At 72.2% G+C, this 17976-nt stretch carries 20 protein-coding genes; 10 read left to right on the forward strand and 10 right to left on the reverse strand.

Annotation, left to right across the window (positions count from 1 at the left end):
* Positions 1–29: 29 nt before the first annotated feature.
* Entirely contained in the window at positions 30–272 is a 243-nt protein-coding gene (locus tag ACWEV0_RS29910; protein WP_453152778.1) for a hypothetical protein, read from the reverse strand.
* 147 nt (positions 273–419) lie between these two features.
* Between ACWEV0_RS29910 and ACWEV0_RS29915 the strand changes: the two genes are divergently transcribed.
* On the forward strand, positions 420–764 hold the full coding sequence (locus ACWEV0_RS29915) for a hypothetical protein (RefSeq protein WP_453152780.1): 345 nt from the start codon (positions 420–422) through the stop codon (positions 762–764).
* A 192-nt stretch (positions 765–956) separates the two neighbouring features.
* Positions 957–2225 carry a L,D-transpeptidase gene (locus ACWEV0_RS29920; RefSeq protein ID WP_453152782.1) on the forward strand — a complete coding sequence of 423 codons (1269 nt, stop codon included), beginning with the start codon at positions 957–959 and terminating at the stop codon, positions 2223–2225.
* Positions 2226–2301: 76 nt separating this feature from the next.
* Here ACWEV0_RS29920 and ACWEV0_RS29925 read toward each other — a convergent pair whose 3' ends face one another.
* Positions 2302–3189, reverse strand: a complete 888-nt coding sequence (locus tag ACWEV0_RS29925) for a helix-turn-helix domain-containing protein (RefSeq protein ID WP_453152784.1) — start codon at positions 3187–3189, stop codon at positions 2302–2304.
* 129 nt (positions 3190–3318) lie between these two features.
* On the opposite strand from ACWEV0_RS29925, the gene ACWEV0_RS29930 reads away from it, so the two are divergent.
* Together ACWEV0_RS29930 and ACWEV0_RS29935 are read left to right on the forward strand one after the other, a co-directional pair.
* On the forward strand, positions 3319–4362 hold the full coding sequence (locus tag ACWEV0_RS29930) for an NAD(P)-dependent alcohol dehydrogenase (protein WP_453152785.1): 1044 nt from the start codon (positions 3319–3321) through the stop codon (positions 4360–4362).
* Positions 4363–4444: 82 nt separating this feature from the next.
* The gene (locus tag ACWEV0_RS29935; RefSeq protein WP_453152786.1) at positions 4445–4801 is read left to right on the forward strand and encodes a DUF1330 domain-containing protein; all 357 of its coding nucleotides are present in this window, start codon (positions 4445–4447) and stop codon (positions 4799–4801) included.
* On the opposite strand, the gene ACWEV0_RS29940 is transcribed toward ACWEV0_RS29935, so the two are convergent.
* Positions 4794–5318, reverse strand: a complete 525-nt coding sequence (locus ACWEV0_RS29940; RefSeq protein ID WP_453152787.1) for a hypothetical protein — start codon at positions 5316–5318, stop codon at positions 4794–4796. The two genes, ACWEV0_RS29935 and ACWEV0_RS29940, sit on opposite strands and share 8 nt — an antisense overlap.
* Positions 5319–5417: 99 nt before the next feature.
* Between ACWEV0_RS29940 and ACWEV0_RS29945 the strand changes: the two genes are divergently transcribed.
* Both ACWEV0_RS29945 and ACWEV0_RS29950 read left to right on the forward strand, forming a co-directional pair.
* Positions 5418–6743 (forward strand): BTAD domain-containing putative transcriptional regulator, encoded by a 1326-nt coding sequence (locus ACWEV0_RS29945; protein ID WP_453152788.1) that lies wholly within the window; start codon positions 5418–5420, stop codon positions 6741–6743.
* A 104-nt stretch (positions 6744–6847) separates the two neighbouring features.
* Positions 6848–7462, forward strand: a complete 615-nt coding sequence (locus ACWEV0_RS29950; RefSeq protein ID WP_453152789.1) for a hypothetical protein — start codon at positions 6848–6850, stop codon at positions 7460–7462.
* Here the strand turns inward: ACWEV0_RS29950 and msrA are convergent.
* Both msrA and ACWEV0_RS29960 read right to left on the reverse strand, forming a co-directional pair.
* Complete coding sequence (gene msrA / locus ACWEV0_RS29955; RefSeq protein ID WP_453152806.1) at positions 7399–8061, reverse strand: peptide-methionine (S)-S-oxide reductase MsrA; 663 nt, start codon at positions 8059–8061, stop codon at positions 7399–7401. The two genes, ACWEV0_RS29950 and msrA, sit on opposite strands and share 64 nt — an antisense overlap.
* A gap of 99 nt (positions 8062–8160) precedes the next feature.
* Positions 8161–9267 (reverse strand): hypothetical protein, encoded by a 1107-nt coding sequence (locus tag ACWEV0_RS29960; protein ID WP_453152790.1) that lies wholly within the window; start codon positions 9265–9267, stop codon positions 8161–8163.
* Positions 9268–9340: 73 nt separating this feature from the next.
* Between ACWEV0_RS29960 and ACWEV0_RS29965 the strand changes: the two genes are divergently transcribed.
* Positions 9341–10495, forward strand: coding sequence for a cystathionine gamma-synthase (locus ACWEV0_RS29965; RefSeq protein ID WP_453152791.1), 1155 nt, complete (start codon positions 9341–9343; stop codon positions 10493–10495).
* Positions 10496–10556: 61 nt separating this feature from the next.
* Here the strand turns inward: ACWEV0_RS29965 and ACWEV0_RS29970 are convergent, their stop codons facing one another.
* From ACWEV0_RS29970 to ACWEV0_RS29985, 4 genes are read right to left on the reverse strand one after another with little or no spacing between them, the layout of a single operon-like run.
* Entirely contained in the window at positions 10557–10748 is a 192-nt protein-coding gene (locus ACWEV0_RS29970; protein WP_451605874.1) for a DUF1059 domain-containing protein, read from the reverse strand.
* Between the two features lie 54 nt (positions 10749–10802).
* A complete protein-coding gene (locus tag ACWEV0_RS29975) occupies positions 10803–11057 on the reverse strand; it encodes a hypothetical protein (protein ID WP_451605875.1) in 255 nt (84 codons plus the stop codon).
* Positions 11054–11506, reverse strand: a complete 453-nt coding sequence (locus tag ACWEV0_RS29980; protein WP_453152792.1) for a sigma factor-like helix-turn-helix DNA-binding protein — start codon at positions 11504–11506, stop codon at positions 11054–11056. The genes ACWEV0_RS29975 and ACWEV0_RS29980 overlap by 4 nt, the downstream gene beginning before the upstream one ends.
* Before the next feature lie 31 nt (positions 11507–11537).
* A complete protein-coding gene (locus tag ACWEV0_RS29985; RefSeq protein ID WP_453152793.1) occupies positions 11538–12062 on the reverse strand; it encodes a MarR family winged helix-turn-helix transcriptional regulator in 525 nt (174 codons plus the stop codon).
* Positions 12063–12254: 192 nt separating this feature from the next.
* On the opposite strand from ACWEV0_RS29985, the gene ilvA reads away from it, so the two are divergent.
* From ilvA to ACWEV0_RS30000, 3 genes are all read left to right on the forward strand, one after another.
* Positions 12255–13550 (forward strand): threonine ammonia-lyase, encoded by a 1296-nt coding sequence (gene ilvA / locus ACWEV0_RS29990; protein ID WP_453152794.1) that lies wholly within the window; start codon positions 12255–12257, stop codon positions 13548–13550.
* 152 nt (positions 13551–13702) lie between these two features.
* The gene (locus ACWEV0_RS29995; protein WP_453152796.1) at positions 13703–14779 is read left to right on the forward strand and encodes an ATP-binding cassette domain-containing protein; all 1077 of its coding nucleotides are present in this window, start codon (positions 13703–13705) and stop codon (positions 14777–14779) included.
* Positions 14780–14784: 5 nt separating this feature from the next.
* Positions 14785–15633 carry an ABC transporter permease gene (locus ACWEV0_RS30000; RefSeq protein ID WP_453152807.1) on the forward strand — a complete coding sequence of 283 codons (849 nt, stop codon included), beginning with the start codon at positions 14785–14787 and terminating at the stop codon, positions 15631–15633.
* 9 nt (positions 15634–15642) lie between these two features.
* Here ACWEV0_RS30000 and ACWEV0_RS30005 read toward each other — a convergent pair whose 3' ends face one another.
* Positions 15643–17973: a protein kinase domain-containing protein gene (locus ACWEV0_RS30005; protein WP_453152797.1), complete on the reverse strand. Its 2331-nt coding sequence runs from the start codon at positions 17971–17973 to the stop codon at positions 15643–15645.
* Between the last annotated feature and the right edge of the window lie 3 nt (positions 17974–17976).

The following is a 17976-nucleotide window of genomic DNA, read 5'->3' on the forward strand; positions in this document are numbered from 1 at the left end:
CGCTACCTGATGGTGCTGAACTCGCTCGCCTACCTCGCGTACCAGGAGGTCCTGCGGCAGGGCCGCGAACCGGAACCGGCCGCCCAGGCGCGGTTGACCGGGCCGCCGGTCTCCGCGAGCCGGCCCTCGTCCTGGTCGTCCGACACCGACGACTGGACGGCATCCGATCTGCCGCTCTCGCCGGTGGCGTTCGCGTTCGGCACGAACCAGAGCGCGCAGAGCAGGGTCCCCGCGGCGGTGGCGGTGAGCAGCGGGCGTCGGGCGACGGACACGTTCTTTCGATCCCCCTTGCGGAAACCGTGAATTGACACCCCGAAAGGACGCCGTGACCGGCGCCCCGAATCGGTGGGTGCGCCGATGCTAATGAACACACCGGGTCGCGGGAAAGCCGAGGCCGTCCGGCGCTCTACGCTCCGGCCATGAGCACTTCCGAGACATCACGCTATGTACGGCTTCGCATCGATCTCGTCCTGGAGATCGACGGCCCCGCCGAGCTGGCCGAGGCCGCCGCCGTCCGGATCGGCGCCGACCCGGCCCTGCCGGAGGAGGAGCGCACGCACGCGCGGGACGCCGTCGCCGAGGACAGTGCCGAGGCCCTCGCCTATCTCGTGGAGCCCTTCGACGTGGTCGCCACCGTGCCCGGCGTCGAGGTCGTCCAGGCGTCCTGGACCAGCGAGGAGATCGAGTACGACCCCGATGCGATGGAGTGGGAGCTCGACGACGAAGATGGTGGTTGGGAGGACGACGAACCCAACCGCACCTGACCCGCCCCGGCCTTCGGGGAAGGGCCCCGGGACGGCCGCGTCCCGGGGCCCCGGCACGTGCCGGGGAGGGCCGGGAACCGAATGGCCCGCAGGCGCGTGTTGATCAGTGGTGTTCCCCACAAACCGCCCGGGGAGGCAACCGGACGGGTGCTCATGGGTGTTTCAGTGGGAAGTGGCAGGTAATCGGCGACGATGGAGAAGCGTGTGATGACGGACGGCAAGCGCCGTAGGGGCCTGGCGGCCGCAGCCGCGGTGCTCGGCGGCGTTCTGGTGCTCTCGGCGTGCAACGACGGCGACAAGGGCGGCAGCGCCGACGCCTCGCAGAGCGCGCAGTCACAGGCTCAGGTCGACGAGGCAGCAGCGCAGAAGACGTCGAAGGCGCAGATCACCATCTCGCCGAAGAACGGCTCGCAGAACGCCTCGATCAACAACGACGCCAAGGTCACCGTCACCGAGGGCAAGCTCACCGAGGTCACCATGACCTCCGCCGAGGGCGACGCCGTCAAGGGCGAGATATCTGCCGACGGCCTCAGCTGGCAGCCGAGCGTCCAGCTCAAGCGCGCGACGGTCTACAAGATCGCCGCGACCGCGAAGGACGCCGCCGGCCTGGAGGCGCACGAGAACGGCTCCTTCACCACCGTCTCGCAGGCCAACAGCTTCATCGGCAACTTCACGCCGGAGGACGGCTCGACCGTCGGCGTCGGCATGCCGGTCTCGATCAACTTCAACAAGGCGATCACCGACAAGAAGGCCGTCCAGGGCGGCATCAAGGTCACCTCGACCTCCGGCCAGGAGGTCGTCGGCCACTGGTTCAACTCGCAGCGGCTCGACTTCCGCCCGGAGACCTACTGGACCGAGGGCTCCACCGTCACCATGAAGCTGAACCTCGACGGCGTCGAGGGCGCGAAGGGCGTCTACGGCGTCCAGCAGAAGACGGTCACCTTCAAGATCGGCCGCAACCAGGTCTCGACCGTCGACGTCAAGACCAAGACGATGACCGTCACGCAGGACGGCAAGACGATCAAGACCATCCCGATCTCCGCCGGCTCCCCGCAGAACACCACCTACAACGGTCAGATGGTGATCTCCGAGAAGTTCAAGGAGACCCGGATGAACGGCGCCACCGTCGGCTTCACCGACTCCGACGGCAAGGGCGAGTACGACATCAAGGACGTGCCGCACGCCATGCGCCTGTCCACGTCCGGCACCTTCATCCACGGCAACTACTGGGGCGCGCGCTCGATCTTCGGCAGCGTGAACACCAGCCACGGCTGCGTCGGCCTCGCCGACGTCAAGGGCGCCGGCGACCCGGACCAGCAGGCGGCGTGGCTCTTCGACCACTCGATCGTCGGTGACGTCGTCATCGTCAAGAACTCGGCGGACAAGACGATCGCGCCCGACAACGGCCTGAACGGCTGGAACCTGAGCTGGTCGGAGTGGAAGGCCGGTTCGGCCCTCTGACCCGTACGGGCAGCCGTACGGCACGCGTGAAGCGGCCCCCGCACCGATCCGGTGCGGGGGCCGCTTCGTACGCCCGCTACTTCGGTACGTCCTGCTGGGCGTCGCCCGGTACGTCCACGGGCTCGTCCACGCCCCACTGCGCGAGCAGCCGCAGCGCGTCCGCCGCCGGCGAGCCCGGCTCCGCGTGGTACGTGACGAGCACCAGGTCCGGGTCGTCGCCGGACACCTTCAGCGACTCGTACGCCAGCGTCATCTCGCCCACCAGCGGATGCCGCAGCCGCTTCCTGCCGTGCCCCTTGTCGGTCACCGTGTGCGCCGCCCACAGCGAGCGGAACTCCTCGCTGCGCACCGACAGCTCGCCTACCAGGGCCATCAGCTCCGGGTCGTCCGGGTAGAGCCCCGCGCACAGCCGCAGCACGCTCACCACCTCGACGGCCTTGCACTCCCAGTCGACGTACAGATCGCGCGCGTTCGCGTCGAGGAAGACCATCCGGGCCATGTTCCGGTCGCGCGGCTCCCAGGCGGGGAAGTCGCCGAACAGGGCCCTCGCCATCCGGTTCCAGGCCAGCACGTCCATCCGCCGCCCGACGACGAGGGCCGGGACACCCTCCATGGCGTCCAGGAGCTGCGTCAGACCGGGCCGGACCTGCTGCGGGCGGCTGATCGCGCGCTGCCGCTTCTTCACGGTCGGCCGCGCGAGATGCGTGAGGTGGGCCCGCTCGGTGTCGCTGAGCCGCAGGGCCCGCGCGATCGCGTCGAGGACCTCCAAGGACACGTTCCGCCCGTTGCCCTGTTCGAGACGGGTGTAGTACGCCACCGACACCCCGGCCAGCTGCGCCAGCTCCTCCCGGCGCAGCCCAGGCACCCGGCGGTGGCGCCCGAACTCGGGCAGCCCCACGTCCTGCGGCTTGAGCCGGGCACGCCGTGAGCGGAGGAATTCGCTGAGTTCGGAACTGAGGTCCATACGCCCCAAGTATTCCCGCTCGGGCCTGCCACTGGACGTACGTTCCTGACCCTGCCAGTGGTAGGAACAGCGGTCGTAGGCAGAACAGTGGTCTGGGCGGCGACGAAACGATCCGGCAGGCTTGCCGCCATGACCACGAACGTCTCCGCCCTCGCCGCCCCCGCCGCAAACGCCCCCCTCGCCCGCACCACCGTGCCGCGCCGCCCGGTGGGCGAGCACGACGTCCTGATCGAGATCAAGTACGCCGGCATCTGCCACTCCGACATCCACCAGGCCCGCAACGGCTGGGGCGAGGGCATCTTCCCGATGGTCCCCGGCCACGAGATCGCCGGCATCGTCACCGAGGTCGGCGCCGGTGTCACCAAGCACCAGGTCGGCGACCGGGTCGGCGTCGGCTGCTTCGTCGACTCCTGCCGCGAGTGCGAGCAGTGCCGGCAGGGCCTGGAGCAGTACTGCACCGGCAACGGCACCTCCACGTACAACGACCTCGACAAGAACGGCGAGCCGACCTACGGCGGCTACTCCACCCACATCGTCGTCGACGAGAACTACACCCTCCGCATCCCCGAGGGCATCCCGCTCGACGCCGCCGCCCCGCTGCTCTGCGCCGGCGTCACCCTCTACTCGCCGCTCACCCACTGGCAGGCCGGCCCCGGCAAGAAGGTCGCCATCGTCGGCCTCGGCGGCCTCGGCCACATGGGCGTCAAGATCGCCCACGCGCTCGGCGCCGAGGTGACCGTGCTCAGCCAGTCCCTGAAGAAGCAGGAGGACGCCCTCAAGCTGGGCGCCGACCACTACTACGCCACCAGCGACCCGGAGACCTTCACCGCCCTGCGCGGCAGCTTCGACCTGGTGATCTCCACCGTCTCCGCGCCGCTCGACTTCGACGCCTACCTGAGCCTCGTCAAGCCCGACGGCACCATGGTCAACGTCGGCGCCCCGGAGGAGCCCGTCAAGGTCGCCCTCTTCTCCCTCATCGTCGGCCGCAAGACGCTGGCCGGCTCGATGATCGGCAGCATCGCGGAGACCCAGGAGATGCTCGACTTCTGCGCCGCGCACGGCCTGGGCGCGGAGATCGAGCTGATCACCGCGGACCAGGTCAACGAGGCGTACGAGCGGGTCATCGCGTCCGACGTGCGCTACCGCTTCGTGATCGACGCGTCGACGATCTGAGCACCCGCTCACCGGGTACGCGGCCGGGGCATGACGTCCGGGGTAATCGACCCCGTACGGCATGCCCCGGCACGCTGTTCCCATGACCGCATACGCCATCGGAAACCTGCACCCGAAGCCCGTCCTCGACGAGGAGGTCTTCGTCTACATCGAGCGCATCCAGGCCACCCTCGACCCCTTCGGCGGCCGCTTCCTCGTCCACGGCGCCCCCGCCCGCGAGGTCCGCGAGGGCAGCTGGCCCGGCTCCGTCGTCATCATCGGCTTCCCGACGTACGAGGACGCCCGCGCCTGGTACGACTCCGCGCCCTACCAGGAGCTGATCCCGCTCCGCACCCGCCACATGGCCGGCGACGTGCTGATCGTCGAGGGCGTCCCCGAGGGGTACGAGGCCGCCGCCACGGCCGCGGCGCTGCGGGAGGCCAAAGCGGCCGTCAGCTGACCTTCTCGCAGAGCGAGTCGGTCGAGCCGTGCAGGAACGTCAGCGTCTTGTAGCCGGTGGGGGAGACCTCCAGGGTGTAGGCGCCGTCGACCGTGTAGAGGCCGCGCGGGACGTTGCCGCCGCCCTCGGCGAACCCGGCCAGGATCGGGCCGACCACGTACCACGTCTGGGAGTGGTCGGGGTGGATCTCGACCAGGGCGCGGCCGCCCGCGTCGGCGTCGTACGTCGCGCCGGTCGCGGAGTTGAGGACGCGGACGACGAGGTCGCCCTTGTACTCGACGACCTTGGTGCCGTCCGCCTGGACGCCGACCGTGCGGCGCACCACCTCGTCGACCACGGGCGTGCCCTGGACGGCGAAGTCGCAGCGCGCGCCGGCCGGGTAGGACCAGGCGGAGGAGGGCGCGGGCTCCCAGCCGTCGGCCGTGGCGGTGGCGGTGGCGCCGGCGGGGGCGGCGGTGGTGAGGAGGGCGGCGCCGACAGCGCCGAGGGAGACGAGCGAGACAAGAATCCGTCGCACGGAAACTCCTTGCTGGGAAGGGTGGTTGGTGCCTTCGTCCACACTCTCCGCCCGCCCCCTGACCACAACCTGACCAGTCGCCCTAAGGTGGCCCGCACCATGGACTTCACCCTCCTCGGCCCCTTCGAGGCCCGCCACGAGGGCGTGCGCGTGCCGCTCGGCCGCCGTCGCCAGGAGCGGTGCCTGCTCGCGATCCTGCTGCTCGACGCGGGCCGGCCCGTCCCCACCGCCCGCCTCGCCGACCTGCTGTGGAACGGTGCCCCGCCCGCCGCCGCCCGGGCCACCCTGCACACCTACGTCGGCCGGGTGCGGGCCGCGCTCAGGCCGTACGGGGTGACCGTCGAGACCCGCCACGACGGCTACGCGATCGACGGTTCCGGCCACACCGTGGACGTACGCGAGTTCCTCGACCTCGTCGGCCAGGCTGCCGTCGCCGGCGACCCCGGCGAACAACTCCGCTGCCACGACCGGGCACTCGCCCTCTGGCGCGGTCCCCTCCTCGACGGCCTGGCCGACGAGACGCTGCGGGACCGGCTCGGCGGACGGCTCGCCGAACTGCGCCTGACCACCCTGGAACAGCGCGCCGAGACCCAGCTGGCCATGGGCCTGCACGACCGGGTGCTCGCCGACCTCACCCCACTCGCCGTCGAACTCCCGGGCCGGGAGCGGCTGGTGGCCGCCCAGATGACCGCGCTCTACCGGGCCGGCCGGCAGACCGAGGCACTTGAGCTCTACCGGGCCACCCGCCACCACCTCGTGACGGAGCTCGGCATCGACCCCGGCCCCGCCCTCACCACCCTGCACGACCGGATCCTCGCCGCCGACCCGCGCCTCGACCGGCCGCCGTCCCCGCTCTACGCGGTCCGGGTCCGCGACCAGTGGCTGCCGTGGACCATCGGCGGCCACCCCGCCCTGGAGTTCTGCAACACGTACGCCGGCTGGCACCGCGCCCCGGCCGTGCCCGGCTCCGACTGGCTGCGCCGCTACGACACCCTCGCCGTCTGGGCCGGCCACCACGACCTCGCCGACGACGCCCAGGTCGACCGCCTCCTCAAGGAGGCCGCCGCCCGCCCCGACGAGGCCGCCGCCGCTCTCGACCGGGCCCGCGCCTTCCGCTCCGCTCTCTACGCCTGTCTGACCGACCCCGCCGACACCCGCGCCTTCCACGCGGTCGCCACCGCCGCCCAGGCCGCCGCCCGCCACGCCGTCCTCACCCCCGCCCCCGACGGCCTCGCCCAGTGGCGCACCGCCCCGGCCGCGGGCCTCGACCTCCCCGTCCACGCCGTCGCCCGCACCGCCGCCGACCTCCTCACCACCCCCCGCCGCCTCACCCTCCGCGCCTGCCCGAGCCCCGACTGCGGCTGGCTCTTCCTGGACGAGTCGGGCCGCAGGCGGTGGTGCTCACTGGCGACGTGCGGGGCGTGAGTGCGGTACGGCAGCCAACGGGGCCCGAAGACTGCCTGATTCCGGCATCGAAGGGGGACCGTGCCCGGGCGTACGGTCACCCGCGACGAAGGGGAGGAGCCGAGGTGGCGGGCAGCGGCGGGGGCGGCGGGTTGTACGCGCTGATGGCCGGAGTCTGGATGACGGGCTACGGCGTGGTGGTGGCGGCGAACGTCCGGGGGGCGGCACATCGTATGCACGCCATGTCGGAGCGATCCGTGTCGTTCGGCGGGCCGTTCTGGCGGCGGCCTCCGGGCGTGCTCTTCGTGCGCGTCCTGGCCGGAGTGGCCGCGCTGACGGGTCCGCTCCTCCTGTTCCTGGGGGTGCGCCAGGTGAGCCGTGGGGAGGCGCTCACCGATTTGCCGCCGATGCCCCTGCCGTTCGCCTTGTTCATGCTCGTCGGCGCCGCCCTGGCCGTGTGGGGCCAATGGCGGCGGGACAGCTGGCTGCGCCGTGAGTGGACTGCCGGTGCGCGAGGGCATCGGGTCGCCGCCGTCATGGTGACGGGCGGTTTCCTCGGCTTCGCCGCGGGCCTCGGCCTCGGCCTGCAGCTCCTCTGGGTGTCGAGCTGGTCGCTCGCGGCCGGCGCGAGCCTCTACCTGCTGGTGGCAGGCCGCGCCGACCGCCAGGACAGCCGTCAGCCATCCGCCCTCGCCACCCCGACCGGGCACGACACGCCCGTCCCGCCGATGCCGCAGTAGCCCGCCGGGTTCTTGTCCAGGTACTGCTGGTGGTAGGCCTCCGCCGGGTAGAAGGTGCGGCCCTCGGCCGGGAGGATCGTGGTGGTGATCTCGCCGTAGCCGGAGCCGGTCAGGACGCGCTGGTAGGCGTCGCGGGAGGCCTCGGCCGTGGCGGCCTGCTCGGGGGTGTGGGTGTAGACGGCCGAGCGGTACTGGGTGCCGACGTCGTTGCCCTGGCGGAAGCCCTGGGTGGGGTCGTGGGACTCCCAGAAGAGCTTCAGGAGCCGCTCGTACGGGACGACGGACGGGTCGAAGACGACGCGGACGACCTCCGTGTGCCCGGTGAGGCCGGAGCAGACCTCCTCGTACAGCGGGTTCCGCGTGAAGCCGCCCTGATAGCCGACCAGGGTCGTGTAGACGCCCTCGGTCTGCCAGAACTTGCGCTCGGCGCCCCAGAAGCAGCCCAGGGCGAAGTCGGCGACCTCCAGGCCCGCCGGGTAGGGGCCGAGCAGCGGGGTGCCGAGCACCGTGTGGCGCTCCGGGACGGCGAAGGCGGGCTCGTCGCGCCCGCGCAGGGCCTGCTCGGGCGTGGGGAGGACGGGGGTGCGGGACAGGAACATGCTGCATCTCTCCTCGGCGTGCGGCCCGGTGTTCAGCGCGGCGTTCGGCGCGACAGGCACAACACCTCCCGCGCCGGCCGTGTTCCCCCAGGCCCCGGCCTACCGCGGCAGCGTCGCCGGGCTCCCGCCGTTCGCCTCGTACCCCGCCACCACCAGGTTCCGCACCACCGTGTACGCCGCCGCCGGGTCCTCGCTCAGCGTCCACGGCAGCGCGCCCACGTACCCGTCGACGCGCACCAGCAGGTGCATCGCCTCGGCCCAGCGGTCGGCGCCGACCAGGAAGTGCACGAGCAGGTGCCGGACGTGCGCCAGCATCGGGTCGTCCGGCCGGGCCGAGTGCACCGCGTACATCGCGCCCTCGACGGCCTTGGTCACCACGGCCGTGCGGTAGAAGTCGACGCCGACCACGATCTCCGGCCGGTTCTCGAAGACGGAGAACAGCGGCAGCGCGGCCAGCAGCGAGCCCCGCGGGGCGCGCGCCGCGGCGGACGTCGCGAAACGGTCGGCGTCCTCGCGCGACCCGTGCCACTTCTCGCACCAGTAGTGCAGCGCGGCCAGATGCGCCCCCATGTGCTCCGGCGCGCGGTCGATGACCTTGGCCCACAGCCGGTCGAACTCCTCGGGGGAGTAGCCGAGTCCGCGCGCCACGGCCAGCTCGGAGACGTACGGCACCGGGTCGCCCGGAGACAGCAGCGCCGCCTGCTCGCACGCGGCCCGCGCCTCCTCCAGGATGATCCGGAAGTCCTGCGCGCCGGCCGCCGACGTGCGCCACGCCTGCTGCACCAGGAACTCCGCGTACACCTGCGCGCCGCCCGGGTCCTCGGGCGCCTCCGCCCGCCAGGACCGCAGCCACGCGCCGCCGGCGCCCGGCCGCTCGGCCAGTTCGAGCGAGGCCGCGCCCGCGAACGCCTGGACGCGCTGCCAGCGGACCTCGCCCTCCTTCTCGGTCCCCCGCAGGAGCTGCGAGGCGGCCCGCCAGTCCTGCGTGGCCTGCACGACGTCGAGCACGTCGAGGAGGTCCCGGTCCGGCCCCGGCAGCCGGACGTCCTGCTCCTCCTGGCGCAGGAAGCCGTACGCCTCCGGGTCCGCCGCGTCGGGCGACCCCGGCGCCACCACCTGGATGCCGCCACGGCGCCGGCGCAGCACGAAGGGACCCAGGGCGAAGCAGAGCAGCCCGAGCGCGAACAGGAACCAGAGAAAATCCATGCGTCCATTGTCCAGGACACCCCATGAGACAGGAGGCGGCGAGGGGGCCGTCACAGGACTACGCTCGTGACCCATGAGCGACCAGCACACCCACCAGAGCTTCGAGACCCGCGCCATCCACGCGGGCAACACCGCCGACCCGCTGACCGGCGCGGTCGTCCCGCCCATCTACCAGGTGTCCACCTACAAGCAGGACGGTGTGGGCGGGCTCCGCGGCGGCTACGAGTACAGCCGCAGCGCCAACCCCACGCGTACCGCCCTGGAAGAGAACCTCGCGGCCCTCGAAGGCGGCCGCCGCGGCCTCGCCTTCGCCTCCGGCCTCGCCGCCGAGGACTGCCTGCTGCGCACCCTGCTGGTGCCCGGCGACCACGTCGTCATCCCCAACGACGCGTACGGCGGCACCTTCCGCCTCTTCGCGAAGGTCGTCCAGCGCTGGGGCGTCGACTTCTCCGTCGCCGACACCTCCGACATCGAGTCGGTGCGCGGTGCCGTCAACGACCGCACCAAGCTGATCTGGGTGGAGACCCCCTCCAACCCGCTGCTCGGCATCACCGACATCGAGGCCGTCGCGGGCGTCGCCCGCCAGGCCGGGGTGAAGCTCGTCGTCGACAACACCTTCGCCTCGCCGTACCTCCAGCAGCCGCTGTCGCTGGGCGCGGACGTCGTCGTGCACTCGCTCACCAAGTACATGGGCGGCCACTCCGACGTCGTCGGCGGCGCCCTCATCGCGGCCGACGCGGAGCTCGGCGAGGAACTGGCCTACCACCAGAACGCGATGGGCGCGGTGGCCGGCCCGTTCGACTCCTGGATCGTGCTGCGCGGCATCAAGACGCTCGCCGTGCGCATGGACCGGCACACCGAGAACGCCGGCAAGATCACCGAGATGCTGACCCAGCACCCGAAGGTCACCCAGGTCCTCTACCCGGGCCTGCCGGAGCACCCGGGCCACGAGATCGCGGCCAAGCAGATGCGTGCCTTCGGCGGCATGATCTCCTTCCGCGTCGCCGGCGGCGAGGAGGCGGCCGTCCAGGTCTGCAACCGTGCCAAGCTCTTCACCCTGGGCGAGTCCCTCGGCGGCGTCGAGTCCCTCATCGAGCACCCGGGCCGCATGACGCACGCCAGCGTCGTCGGTTCGGCCCTGGAGGTCCCGGCGGACCTGGTGCGCCTGTCGGTCGGCATCGAGAACGTCGACGACCTGCTGGCGGACCTGCGCGAGGCGCTGGGCTAGTCCTCGTACCGGGTCACGGGTTCGGGCCGGGTCCCCACGGAGGGGCCCGGCCCGCGCGCGTTCAGGAGCCGGGCACCGGGTCCTTCATGCTCGCCTTGACGTCCTCCCGCAGCTGCGGGCTGTCGGTGTGCCCGTGCACGGAGATCACGTGCTGGAGGGCCGCCTTCAGGAGTTCGTCCTCCTCGCCCGACATGTACATCGTGCAGTTGGAGACGCTGGGGAAGTCCCGGCAGTCGGTTGCTTTCCTGGCCATGTCGACCTCCTGTCAAGCCCCGTACAAGCTCCTGGTTCCAGGCTAGGTCCGTTCTCAGAAGCCTTCGAGCGGGGGCGTCGTCCCGGCCGGCGGTACCTCCCAGGGCCGCACCACCGACGCCCAGACGACGAACGCGACGACCGCGAGCGCGAGCAGCGCCCACCCGATGCGGCGCACGATCCGGTCCCGGCGCAGCAGCCGGGTGCCGCGGGCCACGGCCCGGGCGGCGAGGTCGCCGGGGACGTGCGGGTGCCGGCCGGTCTCCATCAGCCGGCGGACCTCGTCCTCCTTGCGCTCGTGACGGTTCACGACGCCTCCCGCAGATGGCTCACGGAGCGGGCGCAGACGGCCCGGATCCGCTCCTCGGGCAGCCCGAGCAGCGCCGCGGTCTGCTCCTCGGCGACCCCCTCGTGCAGCCGGAGCACCACGACCAGCCGCTCCTGCGGGGTGAGCGCGGCGAGCACTCCGCCCCGGCCGCGCTGGTAGCGCCAGGCCGTGCGGGCGAAGCGCAGGGCGAGTTCGGAGCGGGTGCGCTGGTACGGGTCCTCGCCGCGCAGCCGGTCCCAGTGCGCGTAGGTGTGCGCGAGGGCGCCGGTCAGCAGCGCCTGGGCGAGCGGGTTGCGGTGGGCCGGCTCGGCGGTGAGCAGCGTCGCGACATGCAGCAGCCGGCCCGACGCCCCGGCGACGAACGCGTGGAAGTCCCGGGTGCGAGCGGTGTTTTCGGCTAGGTGGCCGGTATGGCTGTTCGACTCGCGCACGTCCTCATATGAGATCAGCGCGCGGCTGTGGTCAAGACTTCGGCACGGACTTCGGTACGGACTCGTCCTTGGCGGCCGGCAGGCCCGACTGGCGTGCGGAGAGCGCCGAGTTGAAGCGCGTGAGCAGCGTGCAGAAGGACTCCCGCTCGGCCGGCGTCCAGCCGTCGGTGACCTCCGCCATCAGCTGCCGGCGCGAGGTGCGGACCTCCTCCAGGCGGGCCTGGCCGCGCGCGGACAGCTGGAGCACCACGGCGCGCCCGTCCTCGGGGTGCGAGGTGCGCTTGACCAGGCCGGTGTCGACGAGCGGGGCGACCTGGCGGGTGACCGTGGAGGAGTCGATGCCCATGCCGGCGGCGAGCGCCTTCACGCCCATCGGGCCTTCCTGGTCGAGTCGGTTGAGCAGCAGATAGGCGGCGCGGTCCATGGAGTTGCGCAGCTGCCCGGTGCCGCCGAGCCTGGTCTGCTCGGCGCGCCGGGCGAAGACGGCAACCTGGTGCTGGAGGGCGTCGAGGAGACCGGGGTCGAGCTCAGTCGTCATGTCCTGGGACGTGGGCATGGCTGTGGTGGCTCTCCTGTGCGGGGGACGGTCGGTTCAGGTGGGTGTTCGGTGTGTTCGGTGCGGTCGGTGGGGGACAGAGTACGCGGACGGGACCCGGTCCGTACCGGCGCTGCGCGAACCGGATTCGAACGGGGTCCGGCGGCCGCTCGCCGGGCGGCCCGGGCCCGCGTGAGCTGCGAGACTGCGGTCATGAGCTTCGGTACGCCAGACCCCTTTCATCCTCTGAGCCACTTCCCGAGCCACGGCCGGCCGCGACCCGCGCACCACGCGCTGCACCCGCCGCTGATCCTCGACGACGTCCGCGGGGCGCAGAAGATGCTCGCGGGGGTGGCGCGGGTGACCGCGATGGAGGGCAGCCGCCACCTGTCGTCGCTGGTGGGCACGCCGGTGCACCTCAAGTGCGAGAACCTGCAGCGCACCGGCTCCTTCAAGCTGCGCGGCGCGTACGTACGGATCGCGGGGCTCCGGCCCGAGCAGCGGGCGGCCGGCGTGGTCGCCGCCTCGGCCGGCAACCACGCGCAGGGCGTGGCGCTCGCCTCGCACCTGCTCGGCGTGCACGCGACGGTCTTCATGCCGGTGGGCGCCCCGCTGCCGAAGGTGGCGGCGACCCGGGAGTACGGGGCGGAGGTGCGGCTGCACGGGCACGTCGTGGACGAGACCCTGGCGGCGGCCGAGGAGTACGCGCGGGAGACCGGCGCGGTCTTCATCCACCCCTTCGACCACCCCGACATCATCGCCGGGCAGGGCACGGTCGGCCTGGAGATCCTGGAGCAGTGCCCGGAGGTGCGCACGATCCTGGTCGGGGTCGGCGGCGGCGGTCTGGTGGCGGGCATCGGGCTCGCGGTGAAGTCGGTGCGGCCCGACGTGCGGGTGGTCGGCGTGCAGGCGGAGGGCGCGGCTGCGTACCCGCCCTCGCTCGCGGCCGGGCACCCGGTGGCGATCGACGCGCCGGTGACGATGGCGGACGGCATCAAGGTGGGGCGGCCCGGCGACGTGCCCTTCGGGCTCGTCCAGGAGTACGTGGACGAGGTCCGCACGGTCTCGGAGGACGCGCTCTCCTCGGCGCTGCTGCTCTGCCTGGAGCGGGCCAAGCTGGTCGTCGAACCGGCCGGCGCGAGCCCGGTGGCGGCGCTGCTCGCCGACCCGGAGGCGTTCCACGGGCACGGCCCGGTGGTGGCGGTGCTGTCCGGCGGGAACGTGGACCCGCTGCTCATGCAGCGGGTGCTGCGGCACGGCATGGCGGCCGCGGGCCGCTATCTCAGCCTGCGCCTGAAGGTGACCGACCGGCCGGGGACGCTCGCGACGCTGCTCGCGGTGCTGACGGTGGTCGACGCGAACGTGCTCGACGTCAGTCACGTACGGACCGATCCGCGGCTCGGTCTCACGGAGGCGGAGGTCGAGCTGCACCTGGAGACGAAGGGCCCGGAGCACTGCGAGGAGGTCGCGGCGGCGCTGCGGGACGCGGGGTACACGGTGCTGGGCTGAGGTCGCGACACAGACCAGTTGTGTATCGCGATGTATCGCGTTAGCGTGTGGTCCAGGTCACTCGTGCGCCGGGCGCTGCCCGCTCGGCGTACCTAGACTTGGACAGAAACTCTCAAATCTGGCCGAACGCTGGAAAAGCCGGGAGAAAACACATGCCAGGCGCGATTCACGCCGAAGGTCTGGTGAAGACCTTCGGCGACGTAAGAGCTCTGGACGGCGTGGACCTCGACGTGCCCGAGGGCACCGTCCTCGGCCTCCTCGGGCCGAACGGCGCGGGGAAGACCACGACCGTGCGCGTGCTCACCACGCTCCTCAAACCCGACAGCGGCCGGGCGGTGGTCGCGGGCATGGACGTGCTCAAGCATCCCAACGAGGTGCGCCGCTCCATCGGCCTGTCGGGCCAGTTCGCCGCCGTCGACGAGTACCTGACCGGTCGCGAGAACCTGCGGATGGTCGGCCGGCTCTACCAGATGAACGGCAGGGCCGCGAAGGCCCGCGCGGGCGAGCTCCTGGAGCGGTTCGACCTCACCGACGCCGCCGACCGCCCCACCAAGACCTACTCCGGCGGCATGCGCCGCCGCCTCGACCTCGCCGCCGCGCTCGTCGTCTCCCCGCCCGTCATGTTCATGGACGAGCCCACCACCGGCCTCGATCCCCGGAACCGGCAGGCCCTGTGGGAGGTCATCCAGGAACTCGTCGCCGGCGGCACCACCCTCCTCCTCACCACCCAGTACCTGGAGGAGGCCGACCACCTCGCCGACGCCATCTGCGTCGTCGACCACGGCCGTGTGATCGCCCGCGGCACCGCCGACCAGCTCAAGGCCCAGACCGGCGGCGAGCGCGTCGAGGTCGTCGTCCAGGACCGCGACATGATCCCGCAGGCCCGCGAGGTCCTCGCCCGCTACGGCCTGGCCGGCATCAGCCACGGCGACATCGCCGTCGAGGAGCACACCCGCAAGCTGACCGTCCCCGTCGCCGGCGGCGCCAAGATCCTCGCCGAGGTCATCCGCGACCTGGACGCCCTCGACATCCAGATCGACGACATCGGCCTGCGCCGCCCGACCCTCGACGACGTCTTCATCTCGCTGACGGGCCACGCGGCCGAGCAGCGCGAGGAGGAGAACAAGAAGGAGAAGAAGAAGGGGAGCAAGAAGGAGAACGAGAAGCAGAACGAGAAGGCCGACGAGAAGGCGAACAGCGCGGCGAGCAACAAGGAGGCCGTCAAGTGACCGCGATGACCGACACCTTGACGACGCCGAAGACGCGGGGCGCCATCGCCCAGTCGATCAGCGACTCGCTCGTCATGACCAAACGCAATCTGATCCGGATGAGCCGCATCCCTGAGATGGTCATCTTCGGACTCATCCAGCCCGTGATGTTCGTGATCCTCTTCACGTACGTCTTCGGCGGCTCGATGAAGATCGGCGACACCACCGACGCGCAGGTCTACAAGGACTTCCTGATGGCCGGCATCTTCGCCCAGACCGTCACCTTCGCCACGGCCGGCGCGGGCGCGGGCATCGCCGACGACATGCACAAGGGCCTGATCGACCGCTTCCGCTCGCTCCCGATGGCCCGCGGCGCCGTGCTCACCGGCCGCACCCTCGCCGACCTCGTCCAGACGGCCCTGACGCTGTTCGTCCTCGCGATCGTCGCGCTCATCGTGGGCTGGCGCCCGGGATCCGCGGAGCCGACCAACGCCGCGAGGATCATGGCCGGCTTCGGCCTGCTGCTCCTCCTCGGTTACGCGTTCACCTGGATCGGCGCCCTGATCGGCCTGACCGTGCGCACCCCGGAGGCGGCCACCTCCGGCGGTCTGATCTGGCTCTTCCCCGTCACGTTCATCTCGAACGCGTTCGTGGACTCCAACCAGATGACGCCATGGCTGCAGCACATCGCCGACTGGAACCCGTTCAGCGCGACCGTGCAGGCATGCCGCAAGCTCTTCGGCGACCCGGGACTGTCCCAGTCCCAGGCATGGCCGATGCAGCACCCCGTCTGGGCATCGCTGATCTACTCGATCGCGATCGTCGTGATCTTCCGGACCCTGTCGGTGCGCAAGTACCGCCGGGCGGAGGGCTGACGGTCACGGTCACGGCAGGTAGCCGGAGATCACCAGGTTGTTGAAGGGCAGGAAGACGGCGCCGCCGGTGACGAGGGCGCCGTGGGGGACGAGCTGCTTGGCGTCGACGCCGTCGGGCAGCTGGGCCTTGCGTTTCCCGGAGCCGCTGTCCTCCGCCTGCCCGGACACGGGGAAGGACTGCACTGCCTGCTTGCCGGCGACCAAGACGCGGTCGTCGGCGAAGTAGGCCAGAGTCGGCGAGGCGTCGAGCGTGACCGTGGCGCGTCTCAGCTCGCGCCCGCTCGCCAGGTCGTAGGTGACCACGTCGTCCGTGCTGACCCCGGCCACCGTCCCGTCCGCGTTCACCGCGGGCGCGCCGGTGAACGTCAGGCCCGAGCCCAACGTGCGCTTCAGCCGCAGGGTCCGGGCGTCGAGCACGGCGATGCCCGTGCCACCGGAGGCGCCGCACAGCACGGACTCCTTGTGCACCACCGCGGTGGCGCACTGCACGCCGTCCGCGCCCCGCGCAGTCTCCCGGCCCGTCGCCGCGTCCAGCGCCACCGGCACGACGCCGTCGACCGTCACGTACACCCGGCCGCCGGCGGCGACCAGCTGCTCCGGGATGGCGCCGAGGTCGTGCCGCCACAGCTCCTTGCCGCCGCCCTTCCCGTCCAGCTTCACGGCGGCGACCAGGCCCTTGCCCGGGTCGGCGCGGTCGAGATAGCTGGAGTAGAGGACGCCGTCGAGGAGATCGGAGCCCTTCTCGGCCCACAGTGGCCCGGGTGCCGGGACCTTGCCGCGTTCCTTGCCGTCCTCGACGCCGTACGCGGTCAGCCCGTCCCGGCCCGTGATGTACGCGGTGTCGCCGACGACCGCCGGATAGCCGGGCGACGACGGCACACCCTCGTCCTCGGCCGTCAGCCGGGGCGGCACCTTCCACAGCTTCGTGCCGTCCGAGGCCCGCAGACCGACCGCCGCGCCGCCGCTCCCCGCGCACACCAGGACCTTGGGGTGGAGCGCGCAGCCGTCGATGTCCGCGCCCGTGTCGAGCTTCGCCGTCCACGGCGACCAGCCCGCCGGACGGGCGGCGGAGTCCGTGGCCGCCTTGCCGTAGTCACCGCTGTGCCCCTCGCCGCCGTACGGCAGGACGACCTCGCTCAGTGTCCGGGCCGCGCCCTGACCGGAGGCGGAGCCGGACGGGGACGCCGAGGCGGAAGGGCCCTTCGCCGTCGAACCGCCGTCCCCGCCCTGCCGGTTGACCAGCACCGCGCCGACCGTCGCCACCACGGCCACCGCGACCGCCACCGCCGCGAGCCGTCCCCACGGGCGACGCCGCACCGACGGAACCTCGGTGGTGGCGAGAGGCCGTTCGCCAAGGGCCGTGGGGGAGTACGGCACCTGCACGACGGGCGCGAGCGTCGGCATGTCCGCCACGCCCGGCCCCGACGCGGCCGCCTCGCCGATCCGCCGCGCCGCGTCCCCGTACTCCGCGAGCAGCGACAACACCCCGCCCGGCCACGGGAAGACGTCCTGGACCTCGTCCCCGCCGAGCAGCCCCACCAGCTCCGCCGCCGACGGCCGCTCCGCCGGATCCAGCCGCAGGCATCGCGCCACGACCGGCCGCAACTCCTCCGGCACGCCCGACAGTTCTGCGTCGGCCCGGCTGATCCGGTAGATCACCGCCGCCATCTCGTCGTCCTGGAACGGGCCCTGCCCGCTCGCCGCGAACGCCAGCGCCGCGCCCAGGCAGAAGACGTCCGACGCGGGCACGACGGCCCGGCTGCCGATGAGGTGCTCGGGTGACATGAAGCCCGGCGAGCCGACGACGAGGCCCGTCGAGGTCAGCGCGGTCGCCTCGAAGGCCTGCGCGATGCCGAAGTCGATGAGCTTGGGGCCGGTCGCGCCGAGCAGCACGTTCGCCGGCTTCAGGTCGCGGTGCAGCACCTGCGCCTCGTGTACGGCGTCCAGCGCCCGGGCCAGCGTGGCGCCGAGGGCCCGTACCGCCGCGACCGGCAGCGCCCCGCCGCGTACGACGGCCTCGGCGAGCGAGGGGCCGGGCACGTACTCGGTCGCCAGCCACGGCGCGGGCGCGTCGGCGTCCGCGTCGACGAGCCGGGCCGCGTACGGGCTGTCGACCGCCCGCGCCGCCGTGATCTCGCGCCGGAAGCGGATCCGGAAGTCCTCGTCGAGCTCCAGCTCCTCCCGTACGGTCTTCACCGCGACCATGCGGTACGGATCGGCCGTCGGCGCGTCCGCGCGGCAGGCCAGATGGACCTCGCCCATGCCGCCGGCGCCGAGCCGGGCGAGCAGCCGGTAGGGGCCGACGAGCCGCGGCGGCCCGGCGGGCAGTGCTTCCAGCACGGA

This window comes from Streptomyces sp. NPDC003943 (assembly GCF_053605265.1).

Excerpts from the sequence above, each read along its gene's own strand:
- ACWEV0_RS29995 (WP_453152796.1), top strand. The coding sequence starts at position 13,703 with ATGCCAGGCGCGATTCACGCCGAAGGTCTGGTGAAGACCTTCGGCGAC.
- ACWEV0_RS29945 (WP_453152788.1), top strand. The coding sequence starts at position 5,418 with ATGGACTTCACCCTCCTCGGCCCCTTCGAGGCCCGCCACGAGGGCGTG.
- ACWEV0_RS29965 (WP_453152791.1), top strand. The coding sequence starts at position 9,341 with ATGAGCGACCAGCACACCCACCAGAGCTTCGAGACCCGCGCCATCCAC.
- ACWEV0_RS29935 (WP_453152786.1), top strand. The coding sequence starts at position 4,445 with ATGACCGCATACGCCATCGGAAACCTGCACCCGAAGCCCGTCCTCGAC.
- ACWEV0_RS29985 (WP_453152793.1), bottom strand. The coding sequence starts at position 12,062 with ATGCCCACGTCCCAGGACATGACGACTGAGCTCGACCCCGGTCTCCTC.
- ilvA (WP_453152794.1), top strand. The coding sequence starts at position 12,255 with ATGAGCTTCGGTACGCCAGACCCCTTTCATCCTCTGAGCCACTTCCCG.
- ACWEV0_RS29930 (WP_453152785.1), top strand. The coding sequence starts at position 3,319 with ATGACCACGAACGTCTCCGCCCTCGCCGCCCCCGCCGCAAACGCCCCC.
- ACWEV0_RS29915 (WP_453152780.1), top strand. The coding sequence starts at position 420 with ATGAGCACTTCCGAGACATCACGCTATGTACGGCTTCGCATCGATCTC.
- ACWEV0_RS29970 (WP_451605874.1), bottom strand. The coding sequence starts at position 10,748 with ATGGCCAGGAAAGCAACCGACTGCCGGGACTTCCCCAGCGTCTCCAAC.
- ACWEV0_RS29925 (WP_453152784.1), bottom strand. The coding sequence starts at position 3,189 with ATGGACCTCAGTTCCGAACTCAGCGAATTCCTCCGCTCACGGCGTGCC.
- msrA (WP_453152806.1), bottom strand. The coding sequence starts at position 8,061 with ATGTTCCTGTCCCGCACCCCCGTCCTCCCCACGCCCGAGCAGGCCCTG.
- ACWEV0_RS30000 (WP_453152807.1), top strand. The coding sequence starts at position 14,785 with ATGACCGACACCTTGACGACGCCGAAGACGCGGGGCGCCATCGCCCAG.
- ACWEV0_RS29960 (WP_453152790.1), bottom strand. The coding sequence starts at position 9,267 with ATGGATTTTCTCTGGTTCCTGTTCGCGCTCGGGCTGCTCTGCTTCGCC.
- ACWEV0_RS29920 (WP_453152782.1), top strand. The coding sequence starts at position 957 with ATGGAGAAGCGTGTGATGACGGACGGCAAGCGCCGTAGGGGCCTGGCG.